Source organism: Corynebacterium curieae (assembly GCF_027570035.1).
Taxonomy (GTDB): domain Bacteria; phylum Actinomycetota; class Actinomycetes; order Mycobacteriales; family Mycobacteriaceae; genus Corynebacterium; species Corynebacterium curieae.
In genome coordinates this window covers 605,831-625,851 of the sequence record NZ_JAKMUU010000001.1, presented here as the reverse complement: position 1 = coordinate 625,851, position 20,021 = coordinate 605,831, and the positions used below count along the sequence as shown (strand labels likewise).

Genomic DNA, 20,021 nt, shown 5'->3' with positions numbered 1-20,021 from the left:
AAAATTTTTACTCATCATAAACGGTGACTCACATAACATAATTCGCGTACTGTTGTGGCAAGCACAATGTGTGCGTGAGTATCCCCACCGTTCAAATACCCCAGAAAGGATGTCCCAATGTCACAGGGCTATGCAGTAACCAACCCGGCCACCAACGAGGTAGTCGAATCTTTCGATACCTTTACCGACGAACAAATCCAAGAAGCTCTAGCCAAGTCCCACGAGGCCTTCCAAACCTGGCGCAAGACCCCGATTGAAGAACGCGCAAAAATAGTCTCTCGCGCTGCCGAGCTCTTTAAAGAGCGCAAGGCTGATCTGGCCAAGATTGAGGCTCAAGAGATGGGTAAGGCTACGCCGGAAGGCGAGTGGGAGATTAACTTCTCTGGTGACATCTTGCAGTTCTATGCGGATAATGCCCCAGAGCACAACAAGGACAAACCGGTCGATGTGCCTGGTGGAAAGGCCACCGTTCGCCGCCTGCCGGTTGGCTCGTTGTTGGGAATCATGCCGTGGAATTACCCCATCTACCAGGTTGCGCGCTTTGCTGGTCCTAACCTGATGAATGGTAACTGCATTCTGCTGAAGCACGCCGAGATTACCCCGAAGTCCGCCGCGGCCATCGAGGAAATCTTCCGCGAGGCCGGCTTGCCGGAGGGTGTGTACATCAATATCTACGCCGACCATGACCAGATTGCGGACATTATCGCCGACCCGCGTATTCAGGGTGTATCTCTTACAGGATCGGAGCGTGCCGGCGCCGCCATCGCGGAAATAGCCGGTCGCAACCTCAAGAAGGCAGTGCTCGAGCTCGGCGGCACCGACCCGTACATCATTCTTGATGCCGCCGATGTCACCAAGGCGGCTGAAGAAGCGTGGGTAAAGCGCATCGAGAACGTCGGCCAGGCTTGCACCTCCAATAAGCGAATCATCGTTATGGAGGACATCTACGATGAGTTTGTGGATGAGATGGTTCGCATTGCTGAGGGCATGGCTCAGGGTGACCCCTCCAATCCGGAGGACAATCAGTACTACCCAATGTCCTCGCGTAGCGCGGCCGAGAACATTGACAAGCAGGTCCAGCGCGCCGTGGACAATGGGGCAACCATCCGCACCGGCGGTGAGCTGCATGAGACCGCAGCCTATTACACGCCGACTGTGCTTACCGACGTCCCTGTGGGCTCCGACTCCTACTACGAAGAGTTCTTCGGTCCCGTAGCCGAGATTTACAAGGTCTCCTCTGAGAAGGAGGCAGTGGAACTGGCCAATAACTCCAACTATGGCCTAGGCGGCGCCGTGTTCTCTGATGACACTGAGCGCGCCACCAAGGTCGCCGATCAGATCGATACCGGCATGATCCACGTAAACCTAGGTCAGTACTTTTCCCCAGTACTGCCGTTCGGCGGCATCAAAAACTCCGGCTATGGCCGCGAGCTTTCCGTCTTCGCCCTCGATGAGTTTGTAAACAAGCAGTACTTGTACATCAACGATTAGGGCACAACAAAAATACCGCCTAGCAAGAAAGCTAGGCGGTATTTCCTATTGCTCCTCCAACTGGGCTCGAACCAGTGACCCTTCGATTAACAGTCGAATGCTCTGCCAACTGAGCTATGGAGGAATATGCACGTTGTACTTCGAACTTGCTGTTCTCTGTGCAACGAGAAATAACTATATAGGCAAGGAAGGGTTAGGTACAAATCGCCTGTAAGAAGCTGATAAACGGGGCTATAGGAAGAGTTGCAGTGCTCAGCTGAACTTCTGTGCCACTTCCCACTGAGCGAGGCTCAAACTCCGTGTAGGGTATGGATTTGAAAGTATTCGAGAAAGGTATTCATGCATTCTGAAAAGTCTACTCAGACATTTGAAAGAGTTTGTGTGGTTGGACTGGGCTATATCGGATTGCCCACCGCTGCGTTCATTGCTTCCAAGGGAGTTCATGTCACTGGCGTTGATGTGAACTCTAAATTCGTAGAGTCAATCAACCAAGGGGAAGTACCTTTCTTTGAGCCGGGTTTCGACGTTCTTCTAAAGCGGGTCGTTGAGGAGGGTTACCTGGTTGCCCAGACCGAACAGGTTGAAGCAGATGCATATATCGTCTGCGTTCCTACGCCTTTCAAGGAAGACCACAAGGTAGACACCAAGTTCATCAATTCCGCAGTTGAGGCTATGGCCCCGCATCTGCGTCCTGGCGCATTGGTCGTTCTAGAGTCCACTTCTCCTCCAGGAACCACCGAGGACATGGCGAATTACATCCTCGAACTTCGCCCGGACCTGTCCCTGGATGAAGACGACGAAAATGCAATTTTCGTAGCACATTGTCCGGAGCGAGTGCTTCCAGGGCAAATTATGGAAGAGATGGAAAACAACGACCGAGTGATCGGTGGTTTGACCCCACGGGGCACCCAGCTTGCTGTTGAGTTATACGGCACATTCTGTACAGCTGAACTGTTGCAGACGAATGCCACAACAGCTGAAATGGCTAAGCTTACCGAAAATTCCTTCAGGGACGTAAACATTGCTTTCGCTAATGAGTTGTCACTGATTAGTGACCGTTTGGGAATTGATGTGTGGGAACTCATTGAGCTTGCTAACCACCATCCTCGTGTAAACATTCTGCAGCCAGGCCCTGGCGTCGGCGGTCACTGCATTGCAGTCGATCCTTGGTTTATTGTCTCCTCCGTGCCTGAAGAGGCAAAAATTATCAAGATGGCCCGAGACGTAAACGATGGAAAACCAGCATGGGTAATTGAACAAGTCAAGGCTGCGCTCGAAGGTAAGGAGAGTCCCACTGTTGCAGCGTTGGGTATCGCTTTTAAGAACGACATCGATGACCTTCGAGAATCCCCTTCGCTAAATATCGTCAAGACTCTCGGCTCGGAGAATCCGGAGGTAGATATCCGAGTAGTTGAGCCGAATGTTTCGGATTTGCCAGAATCACTATCGGCGATACCAAATCTGAAAAAGCAGGAACTAGAAACTGCCGTACATGATGCAGATGTGGTTCTGCTTTTGGTTAACCACAAGGAATTTGTCCAGATGGACACTTCCTTGCTTGAAGGCAAGTCGGTTATCGATACCAAAGGCATCTGGCGTTCTTAGGAGCAGCGTATGAGGGGCAGCGATTATTTTGGTGCCCCTTACTCGCTTACATCATTGAAGAACTCCCCGATCCGCGGTTCTTTGAGGCCGTGGCTTATACTGTCCTAATAGGTGCAAACTGTTCTTTAGATAGACAATTTTGGTTAGGATGTAAGTTCCCTTTTGGTCTGAGCGAAGGTGGGAGCCTTTCTTGAAAATCCTGGTGATATCGCAGTATTGGTATCCGGAAAATGGCGTACCGCAACGGCGCTGGACATGGCTCTCAGATTTGCTCAGAAGCAAATATGCACTTGAAGTTATAGCTCCACCCCCGCACTATCGTCGCAATCTGAAGCTTTTAGATTGGGCAAAGCAGGTTGTTGGGCGTGGCCGGGGAGATTTAGAGTTTGGTCCCTCTGGTGAAAGAATTCATCGAACCTTTTTCATTCCTGGTGGTAATTCTTTAACGCAGAAGGCACTGAACCAACTTACGGTCGCCATGGGGATGATGTTGAAACTAACCGTTTTAAGTTTTAGCCATCCTTCTAGGAAACCAGATGTCATCATCGGTACTGTACCTGCATTGCCTACGGCCGTAGTCACTTATTTTGCGTCAAAGGTCCTACGTGCTCCATACATAATTGACTTACGTGACGCTTGGCCAGATCTTCTTTCTCAATCTGACCAGTGGAATAATAGTGTCGGATCACGCTCGTTTCGAGAATTTCTCCTTTCGCATGGACCATTACAAGGTGCTTCATGGTTGACGGACCGATCTGTTAATTGGGTTCTTGCGCACTCGAGCGGTGTAATGGTGACCTCGAGCCACTTGGAAGAAAATCTAAGGAGTAGATTCTCCAAGAACGGCCGTGAACTACCACTAGTGACCATACGGAATGTGTTTCCCTCGCGAACTGATTTTGTACGCCAGTATGTGAATGAAGATCTCAAGGGGACTTTGAATGTCCTTTATGCAGGAACCATCGGGAGAGCTCAAAACTTGGCGAACGCTGTTGAAGCAGCGAAGATTGCTGCTACTTCAGGTGTTGATGTTCATTTGAGATTCGTGGGTGCAGGGGCAGCGAAAGAAGCGTTGAGAGAAATGGCTGAGGCACTCGGCGTTCATGCCGAATTCTATTTTCGTCGGCCAGCTGATGCACTTGACGAGCATTACGAATGGGCTGACACTGCGTTGGTGCATCTAACCGATTGGGAACCTCTAGAGCGAGCCGTTCCCTCAAAGACTTATGAGCTAATGTCTTCGGGGCTGCACATTTCCGGTGTAGTGGCGGGAGAAGCCGCGGAGATCATTGAATACTGTAATGCGGGTGAAGTTGTTCCTCCTGAGCGGCCCAGGGAACTTGCCGCCTTGTGGGTACGGTTAGCAAACAATCTTAGTGAACTCCGCGTAGGAAACCTTGGCAGAGAATGGGTTGCAAAAGAAAGAACTGAAATCGCCCCAGAAAAGCTTTACGCCTTTATTCGTAACGTATTTGGAGATAAGTAGGATGTGGTTTCGTCCTTACTTGTCTCTTCCTTCAGTCGTCGTCAGTCTGTTGTGGGAGAATCCCATCGAATTCTGCCTGAAAGTACAACAGAGGTTTGGAATTCGCCTTCGGAAGGCCTCCAGAAACGAAACTTCTGCACGTGCTTGGGGTGCCAAGGAGCCACGTAACTATGAATTGCCGGGAAAAATTCAACAAAGCACGCAGGGCTCCATAGATGAGCGGACCGCAGTGCTGTATTTTGCCAATAATTCCATGCCCTACACACAATCGGGTTACACCGTACGAACTCAAGGACTGCTCAGGGCGCATAGCAAAATAAACTCAAGAAAAATAATTTGTGTTACCCGACTCGGCTACCCTGTGGTCGTGGGCCGTATCCCAAAGTCTCGAGAAGACAATCTCGACGGTGTAATTTACCGGCGGATCATACCGCGGATATTTTTTCCTAACAGCCGGCTTCGTGCTCAAGAAGAAATTCGAGAACTCACGAGAATTGCTAAATCAGAGCAGGTTGGAGTCATTCATACAACAACTGACTATAGAAATGCGTACGTCGCATCTCAGGTGGCTAAGCGGCTTTCGATTCCGTGGGTTTATGAAGTGAGGGGAGAGCGGGAAAATACCTGGTTGAGTCAGTTTGAAGCAGAGAAGAGAAATGAGGCTGCTGCGTCCGGATACTATACCTACGCTCACGAAAAAGAAATGGAAGCAGTGAGGAAAGCTGGCAGAACCATTTTTCTTAGTGAAGTAGCAAAAGCGGATGCTGTTTCAAAAGGAATTGACCCAGGTCTGGCTTGGGTAATTCCGAATAGCCTGCCTCGACGTAGTACAACCGCGGAAGGTCACGATTCGGCCCAAAAGCTTGTTTCGTCCTTAGTCGATAAAAGCAAGAAATATATTGGGACCGTGTCCAGCCTAGTACACTACGAGGGCTTATCCATCGTTATACGGGCATTACCTTTCCTCCCAGCGGATGTTAATGCTCTTTTTGTCGGAGATGGAATAGAGCGAAGCCGGCTAGAGGCACTAGCCAGATCATTGGGAGTAGCCGATAGGGTAGTCTTCGCTGGAAAGCAACCAACTGAGTCAATAGGTGAGTGGTATGGTGCGCTGGACGTTTTTGTTGTTCCACGAATTTCTAGCCTCGTCACTGCGAGGGTTACCCCAATCAAAACTCTCGAAGCAATGCGGATAGGAATCCCAGTCTTGGCATCAGATCTCCCAGCGCTTCATGAAGTTACTGGAGAACTTGCAGTCTATTTTGCGCCCGAGAACCTGGAAGATTTTGTAAGAAAGATAAAGGTGATTCTTGACGGCAACGTTGAGATAAACCAGGAACGAGTAAACCAGTGGCTGCGAACCAGAACTTGGGAACATAACGTGAAGAAACTAGAAGCGATGTACACCGAATTGACTGGAGAAAAGTAGATGAGCCTCGAATACTATTTGACCGCTGTTCGTGGTGGTCTTACGAAAGCGGTTCGAAATACTAAGGCGAACGGAATTCGCAATACTCGGCAGAAGGCATTAAGACTATTAAATAATAAGTTGGTTATAAGAACGGCTCATAACCCACTACACGTAAAGCCACTTCCTCCAAGTTTTAAAAAGAAGCGCTTTAGCTCAGTAAAAGTTGGAGTCATCATGGATGACTTTTCCCTCGAGGTATGGAGCGAAGAATTCAGTATTGTTCCCCTCGACTCAGATCAGTTCAAGGCGCAACTGGCTGATGGGAATGCACCGAAAATTGACCTTCTATTTGTGGAGTCTTCTTGGAATGGAAATGGGGGAAAATGGCAATATCAGCTTGCGGGCCAGAACGCTCCTTCTGAAAAGCTAAGAGAGCTCGTTGAAGAATGTAATCGATTGGGGATTCCGACGGCATTCTGGAATAAAGAGGATCCACCTCATTTCCACGACTTCTTGGGAACGGCAAAGCTTTTCGACGTAGTTTTTACTACCGCCGAGGAAAAAATACCTGAATACATCAAGGAATTGGGGCATGACAAGGTTTATTGCCTGCCTTTTGCAGCCCAGCCAAAGCTACATAACCCGATTCGGCTCAGCGGCGATGAAAAGCCTGGCGATATTGCTTTCGCCGGGATGTATTTTAAGCACAAGTTTCAAGAGCGCAGGGAGCAGATGGATTTACTCCTAGGCGCGGCTGCAGCTGTGGCTCCGCGGATGCGGGCAGGTTTGGCTATCTATTCGCGATATTCAGGTGGTGACGAGCGCTATCAATTCCCAGCGCCATTTGATAGGTACGTAGTCGGTGGCTTGCCGTATAAAAAGATGGTGTCGGCGTACCGTCAACACAAGGTATTTCTAAACGTTAACTCGGTTGTGAACAGTACTTCGATGTGTTCCAGGAGAGTCTTTGAAATTTTGGCTTCCGGAACTGTGGTTGTAAGTACCCCCAGCGCAGCGATACACCATTTCTTCGACACAGATGAACTGCCAACAGTGAGCGATGGAGTCGAGGCTCAACACCTGTTGCGGGCACTAGTGAATTCAAAAGAACTACGTGACCGAATTGTTCATAAAGCGCAGCGGAAAATATGGACTCAGCATACGTATGAAAAACGGGCAGAGTTCGTGCTTGAAATGACACTCGGCCTCACCAACGGACCGAGTGTAAAGCCGCGGATTTCGGTTATTAGTGCTACCAACCGGCCCGAGCAGATTCACCATCTGTTTGAACAGGTTGGGCGACAATGCGATGTGGAAGTTGAACTATGCTTGGCGCTTCACGGGTTCGATGAACAAACCGTGGATCTTCCTCAACTGCAAGCCCAGAGTAATGTTCAGAATCTTAAAGTAGTGGCGGTGTCCTCCGACGAAAGCTTGGGTAACTGTTTAAATCGACTGGTTGAACTTTCCACCGGAGACTACATTGCGAAAATGGATGATGACGATGAATATGGCCGACATTATCTTATTGACCAGTACTATTCTCTGAAATACTCTGGGGCTGATCTCGTTGGCAAGCAGGCTGTGTATGTGTCCTTGGAGCAAAGCTCAATTATTGCGTTAAAGAACTCGGTAAAGGAACATCGGTGGACTGACTTCGTAGCTGGCCCAACCTTGTTTGGCCCTCGTTCTACTTTTGAAGAGCATCCCTTTGAAGATAGAACAATCGGGGAAGATTCGGCCTTTCTATCTAGCCTTGTAAAAGCAGGAAAACGCATTTACTCTGCCGACCGATTCAATTTCCTACAGGTCCGAGGGAAAACAAATCACACTTGGGGTTCTAAAGACCTAGAATTTCTTGCCAATAGTGAGGTAGTACTTTTCAACACTTTCAGAGATCATTTCGATTTCTGAGCAGAGGCCTTATTCAAGGCCCTTTCCGCTTCGTCGTCGAAGATTATTTTCGGCTCCTCGAATTTGCTTCGCATCTTTTCGATGATGGCGTCTGCCTCTTCATGCTTACCAGTCGCAGCGCGGTTGCCCCAGACTCGGTAAGATTTAGCAACTTGTTGTGCAGGCCCATCAGCAATCATTTCTCCCTCGTGAAGCCAAATTGCTCGGGAGCAATGCTCTTGGATGGTAGTGGCACCATGGGAGACCAAGAACACGGTTCCGGCTGTGTCCAAGAAGTCGTTCATGCGCTCCTTTGCTTTTGCAGCAAATGTTGAGTCACCCGTTGACAGCGCCTCATCAATAAGGAGTATCTCCCGCTTAACTGACGTTGCTATTGCAAATTTCAGTCGGGCTGTCATACCCGAGGAGTAGGTTTTTAGCGGTCGATCAATGGCGTCTTCAAGATCTGCCCATTCAATCACGCTAGGAAGAAGCTCTTTAACTTCATCAGGCTGAAGACCCATAGCTAGAAGTCCTAGCTTCGTGTTATCTCGACCCGACATTTGCCTCTGGAGTGCAGCAGACACACCCAACATGGTCGGTTTGGCAGAGACATAGACCTCTCCACGAGTGGGGGATTCCGACCCAGCCATTAGACGAATCAGGGTTGATTTTCCCGAGCCATTCTTCCCTAGGATGCCTATGGATTCGCCCGAATGTGCAACAAATGATGCTGACTCCAATGCGCGAACTTCCCTCATCCGGCTGCGGAAAAGGCCCACGTTGGATCCGTTCTTAGAGACGAAATAAGACTTGCCAAGCTTCCTGGCAACAACTGTCGCCTTATTTGACACTCGCGTACCTTTCTTCAGCCTTCCAGAAGAATATAAACCCGATGATAAGGAGACCAAAACTCCAAGCAATCAAATGGATCCAAGAGGACAGATCGGGAACCGTATTGTAAATTGTGACGTCTCTACACGCCTGCAGGAAGATATAACCAGGGTTGTTCTCCATGATTTTTTGCGCTGTAGGGCTGCCGCTAAACCTATCGATGGAGAAGAATACGCCTGAAGTAAAAAACAGCGCGCGACTGAGAATGCCGACCAGCGCTTTCAGATCTGGGATGAAAGCGGTTAACCGAGCAATAATAAAGATTACGCCCAAAATCAGTAGATGGGCCAAAAGATAAAGAGGAATAATGAGAAATACCCTCCACGTGGGGCCTTGTGGCCACTGGAACACAAAAGACAGGGCAATTGAGATGATTGCGGGGGGAAGGTTGTCAATGAACTGTTTTGTAACGAGGGCAATCGGGAGAGCGGCTTTAGGGAAAGAAAAAGAGGATATAAGGCCGTAACTACTTTGAATGAGTTTCGTTCCGCTATTTAAACCAGTTGTGATGAAGCCAAAGAAGATTACACCAATTGTTAGGTATCCAAGAAAATTGTCAATTCCTCTAGAGGTTTTGAGGACGACACCGAAAATAAACGCATAGATCATGACGTCGATAAGCGGCTGAATGATGATCCATGCTCTACCAAGTAGTAAATCGCGGGATGACTTAAAAGCTTTGCTACGCGCGTCGAAGTATATGAAGTGACGTAGTTTCCATAATTGGGAGACGTAGTCTGAAAAGGGCGGCAGTGCGTTAATGGTCTCGAGGGGCTCGCGAGACACCAAGACTGTTGCCTCTTTACCCTTTTCCATTTCATTGCTCAGAACTAGGCTTTGTACATCAACAGAGCTGGAAGACTGGGCGTGTGTACTCCGAGAACGGCGTCTAATCATGCGGTAACGTGCTCCTGACAAAAACAACTTTCTTAACCATAGTACGAGCAAAGGCAAACAGTGCCTAGTAGAGCTATACGCCGAGACGCTATTGGCCTGATCCGGTGATATATGCTGGGCGGTATGCAAGATCCCGCAGAAACTGTTGATCTGTCTAAAGAGACGTGGAGAGTATTTGTATACGGCGGCTGCGTGAGCCGCGACACCGTGGCGTTCGCCGATCCACAGGCCTACAACCTTGTGAAGTATGTTGCGAGAAACTCTTTGTTATCGGTAGGGACAGATGCTCGCGCTAGTCTGCCAGAGTTGGTTCTTCCAAGCGCGTTTCAAAAGAAGATGGTGGACCTAGACGCTTCCGGTCATCTTTTGAAAGAACTCCGGCAAATGCGAGGAGTGGACGTGATTCTGTGGGACCTAAATATTGAGCGTTCTGGTGTCTGGCGATTCGATGATGGGTCAATCGCTACCAACAGTGCAGAACTTAAACGTGTCGAAGGAATATCGCCGGTCCTAGAAAATGCAAGATTCATTGCATTTGGCTCAGAAGAGCATTATTCACGGTGGTGTGCAGCAGCTACAATGTTCGTCGCAATTCTGAAGGAACTTGAACTCAAGGATCGACTCTTGGTGTTGGCTCCAGAGTGGGCCGTCAGGGATATTCACGGCGGGAAAAATAAGAAAGTTGCCGGAAAATCAATTGATTTCTATAACGACGTGTTTTCTACTTACCTTGCGCACCTTGAAAATCTTGGCGTAACGATTTTGCGCTTAGCAGATACGACTAGTGACCCTGATCATAAATGGGGTAGCGCCCCATTTCATTATGAAAAGACGGTATATCGGAAGCTCGACGAGGAAATTCGGATTTTCGCTCGAAAAAACAATCCTTTCGACCGCGGAGTAGGGGATTTTGAAGAGTCGCCAGCGCATGTCCTAAGTTGATGTCGACTGAAACTCGAAACCAGTTTGTAGATCAATTTGAATTTCCCGGTCGTCAGGTATATCCCACCTTGCCAAGCGTAGACGAAAACCTGTTACCGACGGAGGAAGTTCCAACTCTGAAACCGTGGTGACTTGGTCGGAGGTGAGGCTTTCCACGTAATGGAAAAAGGAGCCTAAGCTCGGCGACCAACCAAGCGAAATATCATTGGGTGCGAGTTTTTCGCGAGTTGAGTGGAACGCGAAAAGAAGTACAAGATCCTTGTGATTCAGAGCCGTGGTCGAGCGCAATTTTATGGTGCATGATTTCGGCTGGTTAGTGAAAGAAAAACTTTCATCTAAAAGGATTTCCAATTTTCTTCTAGGCAACCGAGCCCGCTCAAAGGATGGCTTCATTCTTGAGTCGGAAAGTTCGACTTGAAGTCGACTTTCCGAGGGCGAGCTTTGCTGGTCCTCGGAGACTATTTCTTCGACAATTCTTTCAAGTGAGTTGTTGGTGAGTAGCCTGTCTGAGGGCTGGGCCGCGAAGGATACTTGCTTCAGATCGATGCTCAACGGGACAGTTTCCAAAAATGGAGTCAGCATCACTTTCTCGTACTCAAAGTCAGTGCGGTTTGTAAACACCCACAAGCGCCGCGAGTAGCTTTCTGGAACTACTGTCGCGGCACAGTCCAAATCTGAGTCTTTAGGGCTGAGCGATTCTATATAGTCGTTCCAGCCTCGGAGGTGGTGACGCGTAAGACTGGGCTCTATGGCTATGATGCGAGCATTGTTGACCGCTCCGTATTTAATCGCGGCGAAACCACTGGAGAGCTCTCCAAAAGTGAGGAGCTCGCTTTCTTCTCCTATGCGGCTCAGAATTGAATTGATGTTTGATTCAAGGTTCGGGCAAAAATCTGTGGATTCAAACCAGGTATGGCTGAGGCCGGCATCTGCCAAAAGGGTAGGGTCCGATAAAAGCAGGATGTTGCACTGAAGATTCGGAAAAATGGAATCATCTTGCCAGCCAGGAAGCCTGAAATATCCAGCTGGTGCCGGCAAAAACCGAACCAGAGTTTGCGAGGAATTCCTAAAATCCCAATGAATTCGTAGTGGAATTCCTTCTTCCATTTCCACTTGGATATCCCCGGTGTCTTTGGCGAAGTTCCAATTAGACAAGAAGTCCGAGACGGACGGGAAGGTGCGGCTTGGCTCTGTAGAAAATATTCGTTGAAAAGTCTGGTTCATCGAGTTGTAAGGGGCGAATTAGTAAATCTGGCTGCGCCACACACAAGGTATGGATGGCGCAGCCAGATCGGTCTACTTACTGTTTCAGAGTGCGGGCTTTGTCCATGATTCGTCGGATTTCAGGGTTCGAGTCCTCTGATAACCCGTAGATCCCATTGATCTCCTCGATGAGCTCAATACATTCGTCAAGGTCATCGGGATCGACGTTCTCCAGCTTCTTTACGTACCAATGCTCAAGGAATTGGGTGAAGCGATCCTCCTGGTACGCACGAAGCAGACCAACCTCCTCTAGCCACTTTGCTCTATCTTCTTCTAGAGGGAGGTATTTCCGGTAATACTTTGGCGAAATTGCGTTCACCGTAGATGTAGAAATTTCGGCGTAGTAGATATGTGCTGCACGACTGGTGATTGAAACTTTTCTTGCGTAGTACAGCATTTGTTGGAAGAAGTAGGAGTCTTGCCCAACGGCGCCTACTGGCTGCTCAAGGTTGAGGGACTTCAGCCAAGCAGTATCAGCTACAAGGGCCTGGATACTCATTGGTTTAAAGCCGAGCTTCTCAAGGAGATCGGCATTTTGCCCATCTAACGCAGCACTCTTTGCCATTGCCTTTTTGAGCTCTTTGGAATTATTGATGCGGTTACGCTTTCCTTTAAAGCGAACCATGTTTCCAATAGCAAAGTCGGCACCGGTGTCTTTCACTCGGTCCAGCAACCTAATATAGGTGTCATTAACCTGTTCGTTGTCCGGATCGAGATATGTCACGTATGGCGTTTGAGTTAGCTCAAGCCCTTTGTTACGAGGACGCGAGGCGCTTCCTGAGCCTCCAAGAGGAAACCTGTATACCTCAACGTTTGGCTTTGTCTTTTCTAAAAGGTTCAAGGTGGCCTGTGTTTTAGGGTCCGTCGATCCGTCGTCGACAATAATTACCTTCGCTAGATTGTTAATACTGCTTCGGAAAATGGATTGGCAACATTTATGGATTAGGTGCTTGCCGTTATTGTAGGCAGGAACAATTACCGAAAGCTCAGCCTCCTGAGAGGACTGTTTCGTCTCATTGCTGCTGGTGAAACTTGATTTGATTGTCATTGACGTTTCTACATTGGCATCGTTCACTATTTCTCCAGCGTTGATCCAGTAAGCGGTAGCTGGTTTTGAGATGCCACTCCCGTGGGCCTTTGGCTCGTAAGCTTCAGCTCCTGAATCGAAAGCAGTGATGTAAAGTGCATCCGGTGCCGAGTAGCGATATGCAGCCACAGCATCATTAATGATGTCAGGACCGAAAGACTCGAGGCGATCGGCGAAGATAACTAGGTCGCCATACTCGGATCCCTTGATATTCGAGACTTCGCTTGAGGGGACGTAAGTGCAATCAAAATCAGAGGCTTGAGACTTTTGGAATTGCTCAAATTCGGCTTGACTGTTTGCAACAATGAGAATCCGGTGGTTGTCCTCAGGGGTGTTAATGCCAACGGAGTTCAAGATTTTGTCAACTCGGTCAAAGGCCGTGTCATGAAGGAAGACTTCACGAATTCCCTCGACCTGGCAGTACCTGAGGTAGTCATCGCTCAAGGTCTCGAGGAACTGTTGCGTGTCGAGCTCAGTATCCATGATTGCCACTGAGGGATACCTCGTATTAACGCCCGCACTGTAGTTTGAAATCAGCAGCGTTCCCATTGCGAGAAGTTCAACAACTCTGTTCGCGAACATCGTCTGGCTTCCCATAACAGAATTTAGATTGAATGCTAAGGGAAGAAGCTTTTGCAGACGGAGCAGCTGATCGTGGGGAAGCGGGCGGTGAAGATTAGCTACAAAGCGATCGGGGAACATGTATTTTTCCAAATTCTTAAAAGACTTTGGATCTAGATCCAAGTTCCTATCGACAACGTACAAAGGCAGTCCCGCGCGAAGTGCTCCGTCAAACATCTTCTCAGTACTTGCGGCACGAGAAGGATACTTGTGACTCATCCATGATCCGGCAAAAACCATCTCACGTCCCAAATGGCGCATGGAGCCTAGGGGGTTGTGGATTTTGTAATTTACTCCGAATCGCAAGGGTTCAACAGGAATACCGTCAGGAATATCTTTCCTGTATTTGGGAATAACCTCTTCGGCTGAAGTGAAAACGTGATCTGCAAGGCGGGCTAGGCTTACAAAGGACTCATAGTTTGGTGGATCCTCTTTTGAATAGAAGACCACAGGTATTGCCTGATCCTTCGCAAATGGGATGATTGTCTCTTCTAGAAGCTCTCGCTTACCGGAGGTCCTGCGCGGGAGATTTACCCATTCCTCATTCAGCCCGCGCCAAGCAGATACGACTAATAGGACATCAGTCTGTGGAATGGCTTCGCGAAAGTTCTCGGGCGTGATTGGAATGAAATCAGCAGCTACTTCAAGGGATTCATAAAGAAAGCGATCGGCGATGATTCCGATTTTTGCTTCGCGCTTCGTGTTCCACTTTTGCGCGGAAGCTTTAGGTAAACTTTCTGCCTCCGCTAGGAGCTTCTGCATAGCGGAGGCGTTAGCTTCTTCGAATTTTGAAAATTCGCGAAGGTAGTCTTTTCGTTTAACGATTGGTTTGACCAGCGGACCTGTACCGGTCAGGTAGTTGCGAAACATTGGGGTCTGGCTGGCCTTGCTAAAACTATCGGCACGAACCTGGCCTTCTTTTGCTTTCTTCTTTACCTTACGTAGGCGTTTGTGCTCAGACTGTATCTCTTCTTTACGCATACTTGCCTTTCCCAAAGGGGAGCCCCTTCCTAAGCTTCCAGTAACGGCGTTGCAACTTTAGTGCCTTAGTGCTCTCGAGTGTCTCAACGCGTTGTTTGAGGAAAGAGATTTCTTTCTGCTGTTTCTCGATACTGTCGAGGAGTCTGTCGCTGCGGTCGGCTTCAGTGGCCAAATTTTTGTAAGTATTTGACAACTCAGTCGAGAGCGAATTGATGACTTCGAGAGCTCGTTTCGCGACATCGTCGTTAGAGAATGGAGTTTGGTTCATAAACAGGTGCCTTTAGCCGTTGTAACGGTTGACCGAGGTGAAAGTTACAGATTCAACATACCAGAGTGACGGCTACGGAAGACTGAAGTAAACTATGTCTTTACTGCGGAGTCGGGCTCTTTTAGCTTCGCCCCCGCTTTGCTGTTAATCAGCCACTTCTTAAATGCTCACGGCCTCGTAACCTTGTGGAGGAAAGTTTGTCTGTACGGGAAACTCCAATAGTTGCTGTAACACGGTGCGGAATCGGTGTTTTTGATAAGAAATGGTGGGCAGCTCGTCTGCAGTTATTGAAAGCGATCACGGTGCCCAGCCTGTCTCGCTTTAAAGGGCAAAACTTCACTTGGTACATCGTTCTAGACAGCGCAATCCCTACGCAAGTTTATGAGGAATTGCATTCGATTGTTTCCGCTGGGGCTCAGGGCTTTGTTCGTTTCGTCTTCGTGGAAAGTAATTCTCAAACCAGAGATGCAATTATGAATGCTGCGAAAGCCGTAGTACCGCCGTCGAAGCGGGTTGCTGTACTTCGAATTGACGACGATGATGCTGTCGCTGCCGATTTCTTTGACAATGTTTTTGATGAGATTGCAAAGGAACCTGACCAGCCTGCCGTAGTTTCCATGGCCAAGGGATTTGCGCTGAACGCCCCAGATCAAGAAGTGGGCAATCTGAGCTATGCATCTCATCCGTGTAATACCGTTTTCTACGGCAGATTGACTGAACTTGATAGGGTCATGTTCCAGAATCATGTCAAGTGGCTCTCGGTTGCGAAGCGCCTTGGCTATAGAGCAGTTGCATCGGATGTCGGAAGCCCACAGTTTCTGTACACCTATCATAAGCAGGCCGATGGCTCTTATGAGAAGCGAGTGGGTGGCATTGATACGTGGAGAAAGATTTCTGCGGCAGATGTGGAACGATTCGGTATCGACCTCGAAGCACTGCGAGAGTGGGTGGATTTACAGGCTTCCATGCCAGCAACTATCGGCCTGACTTGGCGCCGAGCCCAAGGCGAGCTTTGGAAGATGGAACAGCTCAAGGCTTCAATGAAACAGCTAAAGCGGGAGATTGTAAAGACTAATTCCTCCATTTTTGATCCGACTGTTCCATTTCTTTATGTGTATCAGCCAATGCAAAAAGCCAAGGTGAAGGCGGGGCGTATCAAATTTACTGGTCTGACTAACAACGGGGCGACTGTTTCTCTTCACGTGACCGGAAAGACCGGAATCTACCGTGAAATGGCTAGCGTGAAACTTGACGCTGATTCTGGAGATTTTGCTTTAGCTGGAAACTTCAACGTTGGGGAATGGAATATTCGAATCATTTCGGAATTTGATTCCGAAAAGGGCAAACAACGAAAGCAACTTGATTATAAAATTCACGCGCGTTGATTAGTATTCAAGATTAGTGCCACCGTAGGAACTACCTCCCCACAAGCCTTCAAAGCCATCTAGCAAACTCGGACGCTTATTCCAAAGAGGCTTATTCCAAAAAGAAAATGTGGCCAAAATGCTGTAGGGGATACCCCGCGCAATCGTAACCCTAGTGTTTACCGTAAAGTAGCCTGTGAAGGAAAGGAAGTTGGTTATGAAGACCTTGGTGACCGGGGGCGCGGGTTTTATCGGCTCTCATCTCGTGGATTTGCTTGTGGAAAGTGGACATGAGGTCGTCGTTGTTGACAACTTTTCTCATGGTCGTATGGAAAACTTGGCGGATGCGCAGGCGGCCGGAAAAGTAGCAATCGTTGAGGACGATATTCGGACGGTTGACTTTTCAGCTTTGTTCGAAGACCACAAGCCTGAAGTGGTCTTTTCGCTTGCCGCACAAATTGATGTGAGGAAGTCGGTCGCAGATCCCCTCACGGACGCGGATTCTAATATTTCCGCCATAATTAGAATGGCTTCGGCCGCCAAGGGCTGCGGCGTGCGTCGAATTGTGCATACCTCATCGGGAGGGGCTATCTATGGTGAGCCCGATTCGTTCCCAGTTTCTGAAAAGACTCCAGTAGATCCGAAGTTTCCTTATGCGGTCTCCAAAGTAGCTGGCGAGCTGTATCTGAAGTCTTTTAGCTATCTCTATGGTCTTGAAACAACATTCATTGCACCCGCAAATGTGTATGGACCAAGGCAAGATCCACATGGAGAGGCCGGAGTCGTAGCTATCTTTTCCCAAAAGCTGTTGGAAGGTGCAGAAACCTTCGCTTTTGGTAAAGGAGATAACACTAGGGATTACGTCTATGTAAAGGACGTCGCGCGGGCCTTTATTCTTGCGGCACAACAAGGAGTTGACGGAACGCGGTACAACATTGGTACGGGGCGTGAAACGTCTGACTTGGCCTTGCATCGACTCATTGCTGCAGAAGCTGAGGCAGGAGTTGAACCTACGATGCTTCCGGCTCGCCTTGGTGACTTGCCTAGATCATCATTGGACTCGAGCCTGGCGGGCGAGGAACTAGGTTGGAAGCCAGACTTTGAACTTGAGCAGGGGCTCGCTGAAACCGTTTCGTATTTCCGGGCACGGCGTTGCTAGACCCACACTAGTGCCTTTCCTAGCAGCTTTCCCTCCGCTTCCTTAGCCAGCGACTTACTTTCTAAAAGGATATACTTTTCCCTATGCAAAATCGGCCAAATGTCATTTTCCCCAGCGAGTTTAAGGAGTTCTCGCTGGCTCTAGCAACACCTTTTGAGTATCAATACCGAGACTTCGTTGCTACTTTTGCTTTCTTCGATTCTGAAGGCAAGCAGTTGGAACCAGAAGAAGTCAGTGCATCTTGGTCTCCAAAGCTAGGGGGCAGTTTTCGCTACTTGAAGGCTGGCGAAACTGGTGCGCAGTCAGAAGTAATAAAGCCAATCACGTTAAATGCCCCAGCACGTTCGGTATTTGTAGAGGTGTCCCCTTGGAGGAAAAAGGATAAGGACCTGGCCCGGAGCATTCAGGAATCGCTGCTGATAGCCGTGAAGGACGATGAACTTGGGCTGACTTGGACCAGAAGGATTAAGAACTAATGAGCGTATCGGTAGTACTAAATTCTCTGCCCTCCGATAGGGAATTGTGGCGTCCCTTCATTGAGCATCTGCGTGGGATACAAGGGATAACAGAGTGTAAGCTTTCTCTACCTGCAGCCGGTTCGATAGATGATGAAGCAGAACTGGATGAGTTATTCGCGCTGCGGGATGAGTTTTTCACGGTTTGGCAACCAGTTGAGGAATACAACGTCGCCCAACGCCTTAACTTGATTGCCGCGGAGGCCGCAGAAGAAACGCTACTTTTCTTGGAAAAGCCATTTTGGCTGAGGGTACAAAGCGACTCTGAGGCTGCTTGGTATCAGCTTCGTGAGCAGCGGGGTATCAGACCTATTAGCCGCTATGTGGCGAATTGCAATTCCGAACTGGTTGGTCCAGATTCCTCTTCGGCCCTTCCATTTTCTAACGAGCGCTTAGGCCAGGCGTTTCTCATTCAAAAGAAGCATTTTATGGAAATGCGTGGCTATGACGAACACGAGCAGTTTTGCGCTGCCTTGGGCTTCGATTTCTTTCTTCGCCAAAAGCGCGGTGGCTTTGACTTTGAAAAGCCAGCTAATGACATTGCAGCGCTTGTGGTAAAGGATGAGCTTCCCAATGACTCAGCGGCAGAAACACAGGCCAAAAGCATAGCGTTGGCCAACCATACTCTTTACCGGAATCTCGAAGAGTGGACAGTGCCAAGGGAACTTAGAGAACCACTCATTACAGTGGCGATCGCAACCAAGGATCGACAGGAAATGTTGGTAGAAAGCATCAACTCGGTCCGGTACCAGAGCTTTCAAGAATTCGAGATCGTGGTTGTTGATGACGGCTCCGAGGATCAGGACAAAGTCAAGAACTTGGTAGAGGAACTGGGAGATCCTCGAATCAAATTTGTCGCTCATACAGAAAGCTTAGGAGTGGCAGCTGCCCGGAATACAGCAGCACAACACTCAGACAGCTTGTTAACGGCAGTTCATGATGATGACGATCTAATGCTCCCAGATAGGTTGTTAGATGGCATCACTCCGTTGAGTGACACAGTAGATGCTACGTACGGCAGTTGGATCAATTTCGACGACGCCACCGGTGAATTGCGTGGATTTCTTACCCGTACCGGGTTTAACGAGAAGATGATTGCCTTCAATGGTGCCGGCCCAGGCCACAGCACGTGGACGGTTCCAACGTGGCTGATTAAGCAATTCGGCTATGATGAGCGGCTGACCTCATCCGTAGACCATGAGCTTGCTTCTCGTTTGATGAACTCCGGCGTGCGCTGGCTTCACGTCCAGAAATTTATGTATTTGCGGCGTGTGCACGATCTGCAGATTACCGCGCAGGATACGGACAACCAGAAGGCCGGTCACACCCTTTCAAAGCTGGCAAACCGGTTCCTAACCTCTCGGTATGGATATGAACAGATGGCGGCTCAGGGTAAAGGAAATAGATACCCCTCAACCCCGGGTACGGGTAACTTGCATGCCAATTTCGGCGGTTACCTTCCTGATCACCTCATTAAACGAGATCTAGTTTTTACCGGCAATACGGTGACTAAGGCCCGTGCTGCTGATATGCCAGACCGAGTCACCACCATTCTTACCGGGCGGGATCTGCAAACCGGAAAAGCCCTTTTTGAAGAAGCAAGGCTTGAAAATGTCTCTCAGAAAGATTTGGTTCAACTGAGGGAAATGGGCATCAAGAACTTTGTTGTTAAGCCTTCAATGGTCCTGTCTGAAGGAGATGAAGCCGAAAGGCTAATTTCCCCAGAAGATTTCGAGACCATGGAACGAGAAGTAGCGGCTAGGGTTCGCAAGGCTGTGTTGGGGCGCCTTGTCCATTTAGCGGAGCAGTCCAAGAAGATGGACAGCAAGTTGCATTTTGTGGCTGTCTATCTCGATGAAGAAGCATGGATTCCTGAGGACGAGCTGCAAGGCGAAAATCAAAAACTGCTGCGGCGAGTTATCGGCACGGGTGAATTCGGCTTTAGCACGACCATGTATTTGGCCGGTTATGGAACATCCCGTGAAGCTATCCAGGCGCTCGGAGAATTGACTGAGCGCTTTACCCAAGCGGAAGTGCTTCTGTTGAATGAGGACCCAAAGGACTTCCTCCCGTTTTACCAAGCAGCACGGGAGCAGGAAGCAGTGGCCGCCTCCATTGACGATTCCGGATTGGCAGGTATGTAG

General features: G+C 48.9%; 15 protein-coding genes and 1 tRNA gene. 10 read left to right on the top strand and 6 right to left on the bottom strand.

What is annotated here, in order from left to right; all coding sequences use genetic code 11:
• Positions 1-117: 117 nt before the first annotated feature.
• The gene (locus tag L8V01_RS02920) at positions 118-1,491 is read left to right on the top strand and encodes an NAD-dependent succinate-semialdehyde dehydrogenase (protein WP_269945644.1); all 1,374 of its coding nucleotides are present in this window, start codon (positions 118-120) and stop codon (positions 1,489-1,491) included.
• Between the two features lie 51 nt (positions 1,492-1,542).
• Here L8V01_RS02920 and L8V01_RS02915 read toward each other — a convergent pair.
• Positions 1,543-1,615: transfer RNA gene (locus L8V01_RS02915), tRNA-Asn, on the bottom strand.
• A 215-nt stretch (positions 1,616-1,830) separates the two neighbouring features.
• Between L8V01_RS02915 and wecC the strand changes: the two genes are divergently transcribed.
• From wecC to L8V01_RS02895, 4 genes are all read left to right on the top strand, one after another.
• The gene (gene wecC / locus L8V01_RS02910; protein WP_269945643.1) at positions 1,831-3,096 is read left to right on the top strand and encodes a UDP-N-acetyl-D-mannosamine dehydrogenase; all 1,266 of its coding nucleotides are present in this window, start codon (positions 1,831-1,833) and stop codon (positions 3,094-3,096) included.
• A 190-nt stretch (positions 3,097-3,286) separates the two neighbouring features.
• Entirely contained in the window at positions 3,287-4,582 is a 1,296-nt protein-coding gene (locus L8V01_RS02905; protein ID WP_269945642.1) for a glycosyltransferase family 4 protein, read from the top strand.
• A gap of 1 nt (position 4,583) precedes the next feature.
• Complete coding sequence (locus tag L8V01_RS02900) at positions 4,584-6,011, top strand: glycosyltransferase family 4 protein (protein ID WP_338081040.1); 1,428 nt, start codon at positions 4,584-4,586, stop codon at positions 6,009-6,011.
• Between the two features lie 216 nt (positions 6,012-6,227).
• The gene (locus L8V01_RS02895; RefSeq protein ID WP_269945641.1) at positions 6,228-7,907 is read left to right on the top strand and encodes a glycosyltransferase family protein; all 1,680 of its coding nucleotides are present in this window, start codon (positions 6,228-6,230) and stop codon (positions 7,905-7,907) included.
• On the opposite strand, the gene L8V01_RS02890 is transcribed toward L8V01_RS02895, so the two are convergent.
• Complete coding sequence (locus tag L8V01_RS02890; RefSeq protein WP_269945640.1) at positions 7,892-8,740, bottom strand: ABC transporter ATP-binding protein; 849 nt, start codon at positions 8,738-8,740, stop codon at positions 7,892-7,894. The genes L8V01_RS02895 and L8V01_RS02890 overlap by 16 nt on opposite strands.
• Positions 8,730-9,677: an ABC transporter permease gene (locus L8V01_RS02885; RefSeq protein ID WP_269945639.1), complete on the bottom strand. Its 948-nt coding sequence runs from the start codon at positions 9,675-9,677 to the stop codon at positions 8,730-8,732. Before L8V01_RS02885 ends, L8V01_RS02890 begins: the two co-directional genes overlap by 11 nt.
• A gap of 123 nt (positions 9,678-9,800) precedes the next feature.
• On the opposite strand from L8V01_RS02885, the gene L8V01_RS02880 reads away from it, so the two are divergent.
• The gene (locus tag L8V01_RS02880) at positions 9,801-10,619 is read left to right on the top strand and encodes a DUF6270 domain-containing protein (RefSeq protein WP_269945638.1); all 819 of its coding nucleotides are present in this window, start codon (positions 9,801-9,803) and stop codon (positions 10,617-10,619) included.
• Here the strand turns inward: L8V01_RS02880 and L8V01_RS02875 are convergent.
• From L8V01_RS02875 to L8V01_RS02865, 3 genes are all read right to left on the bottom strand, one after another.
• Positions 10,611-11,843 (bottom strand): hypothetical protein, encoded by a 1,233-nt coding sequence (locus L8V01_RS02875; RefSeq protein ID WP_269945637.1) that lies wholly within the window; start codon positions 11,841-11,843, stop codon positions 10,611-10,613. The two genes, L8V01_RS02880 and L8V01_RS02875, sit on opposite strands and share 9 nt — an antisense overlap.
• Before the next feature lie 76 nt (positions 11,844-11,919).
• Complete coding sequence (locus L8V01_RS02870) at positions 11,920-14,571, bottom strand: glycosyltransferase family 2 protein (protein WP_269945636.1); 2,652 nt, start codon at positions 14,569-14,571, stop codon at positions 11,920-11,922.
• Positions 14,564-14,839: a hypothetical protein gene (locus L8V01_RS02865; protein ID WP_269945635.1), complete on the bottom strand. Its 276-nt coding sequence runs from the start codon at positions 14,837-14,839 to the stop codon at positions 14,564-14,566. The genes L8V01_RS02870 and L8V01_RS02865 overlap by 8 nt, the downstream gene beginning before the upstream one ends.
• A gap of 197 nt (positions 14,840-15,036) precedes the next feature.
• On the opposite strand from L8V01_RS02865, the gene L8V01_RS02860 reads away from it, so the two are divergent.
• The 4 genes from L8V01_RS02860 to L8V01_RS02845 all read left to right on the top strand — a co-directional run bounded on the left by L8V01_RS02860 (position 15,037) and on the right by L8V01_RS02845 (position 20,021).
• Positions 15,037-16,224 carry a glycosyltransferase gene (locus L8V01_RS02860; protein ID WP_269945634.1) on the top strand — a complete coding sequence of 396 codons (1,188 nt, stop codon included), beginning with the start codon at positions 15,037-15,039 and terminating at the stop codon, positions 16,222-16,224.
• Between the two features lie 196 nt (positions 16,225-16,420).
• Positions 16,421-17,362 carry an NAD-dependent epimerase/dehydratase family protein gene (locus L8V01_RS02855; protein ID WP_269945633.1) on the top strand — a complete coding sequence of 314 codons (942 nt, stop codon included), beginning with the start codon at positions 16,421-16,423 and terminating at the stop codon, positions 17,360-17,362.
• An 83-nt stretch (positions 17,363-17,445) separates the two neighbouring features.
• Positions 17,446-17,838 carry a hypothetical protein gene (locus L8V01_RS02850; protein WP_269945632.1) on the top strand — a complete coding sequence of 131 codons (393 nt, stop codon included), beginning with the start codon at positions 17,446-17,448 and terminating at the stop codon, positions 17,836-17,838.
• Entirely contained in the window at positions 17,838-20,021 is a 2,184-nt protein-coding gene (locus L8V01_RS02845; protein WP_269945631.1) for a glycosyltransferase family 2 protein, read from the top strand. Before L8V01_RS02850 ends, L8V01_RS02845 begins: the two co-directional genes overlap by 1 nt.

Excerpts from the sequence above, each read along its gene's own strand:
- L8V01_RS02870 (WP_269945636.1), bottom strand. The coding sequence starts at position 14,571 with ATGCGTAAAGAAGAGATACAGTCTGAGCACAAACGCCTACGTAAGGTA.
- L8V01_RS02920 (WP_269945644.1), top strand. The coding sequence starts at position 118 with ATGTCACAGGGCTATGCAGTAACCAACCCGGCCACCAACGAGGTAGTC.
- L8V01_RS02880 (WP_269945638.1), top strand. The coding sequence starts at position 9,801 with ATGCAAGATCCCGCAGAAACTGTTGATCTGTCTAAAGAGACGTGGAGA.
- L8V01_RS02875 (WP_269945637.1), bottom strand. The coding sequence starts at position 11,843 with ATGAACCAGACTTTTCAACGAATATTTTCTACAGAGCCAAGCCGCACC.
- L8V01_RS02885 (WP_269945639.1), bottom strand. The coding sequence starts at position 9,677 with ATGATTAGACGCCGTTCTCGGAGTACACACGCCCAGTCTTCCAGCTCT.
- L8V01_RS02865 (WP_269945635.1), bottom strand. The coding sequence starts at position 14,839 with ATGAACCAAACTCCATTCTCTAACGACGATGTCGCGAAACGAGCTCTC.
- wecC (WP_269945643.1), top strand. The coding sequence starts at position 1,831 with ATGCATTCTGAAAAGTCTACTCAGACATTTGAAAGAGTTTGTGTGGTT.
- L8V01_RS02845 (WP_269945631.1), top strand. The coding sequence starts at position 17,838 with ATGAGCGTATCGGTAGTACTAAATTCTCTGCCCTCCGATAGGGAATTG.
- L8V01_RS02900 (WP_338081040.1), top strand. The coding sequence starts at position 4,584 with ATGTGGTTTCGTCCTTACTTGTCTCTTCCTTCAGTCGTCGTCAGTCTG.
- L8V01_RS02895 (WP_269945641.1), top strand. The coding sequence starts at position 6,228 with ATGGATGACTTTTCCCTCGAGGTATGGAGCGAAGAATTCAGTATTGTT.
- L8V01_RS02850 (WP_269945632.1), top strand. The coding sequence starts at position 17,446 with ATGCAAAATCGGCCAAATGTCATTTTCCCCAGCGAGTTTAAGGAGTTC.
- L8V01_RS02855 (WP_269945633.1), top strand. The coding sequence starts at position 16,421 with ATGAAGACCTTGGTGACCGGGGGCGCGGGTTTTATCGGCTCTCATCTC.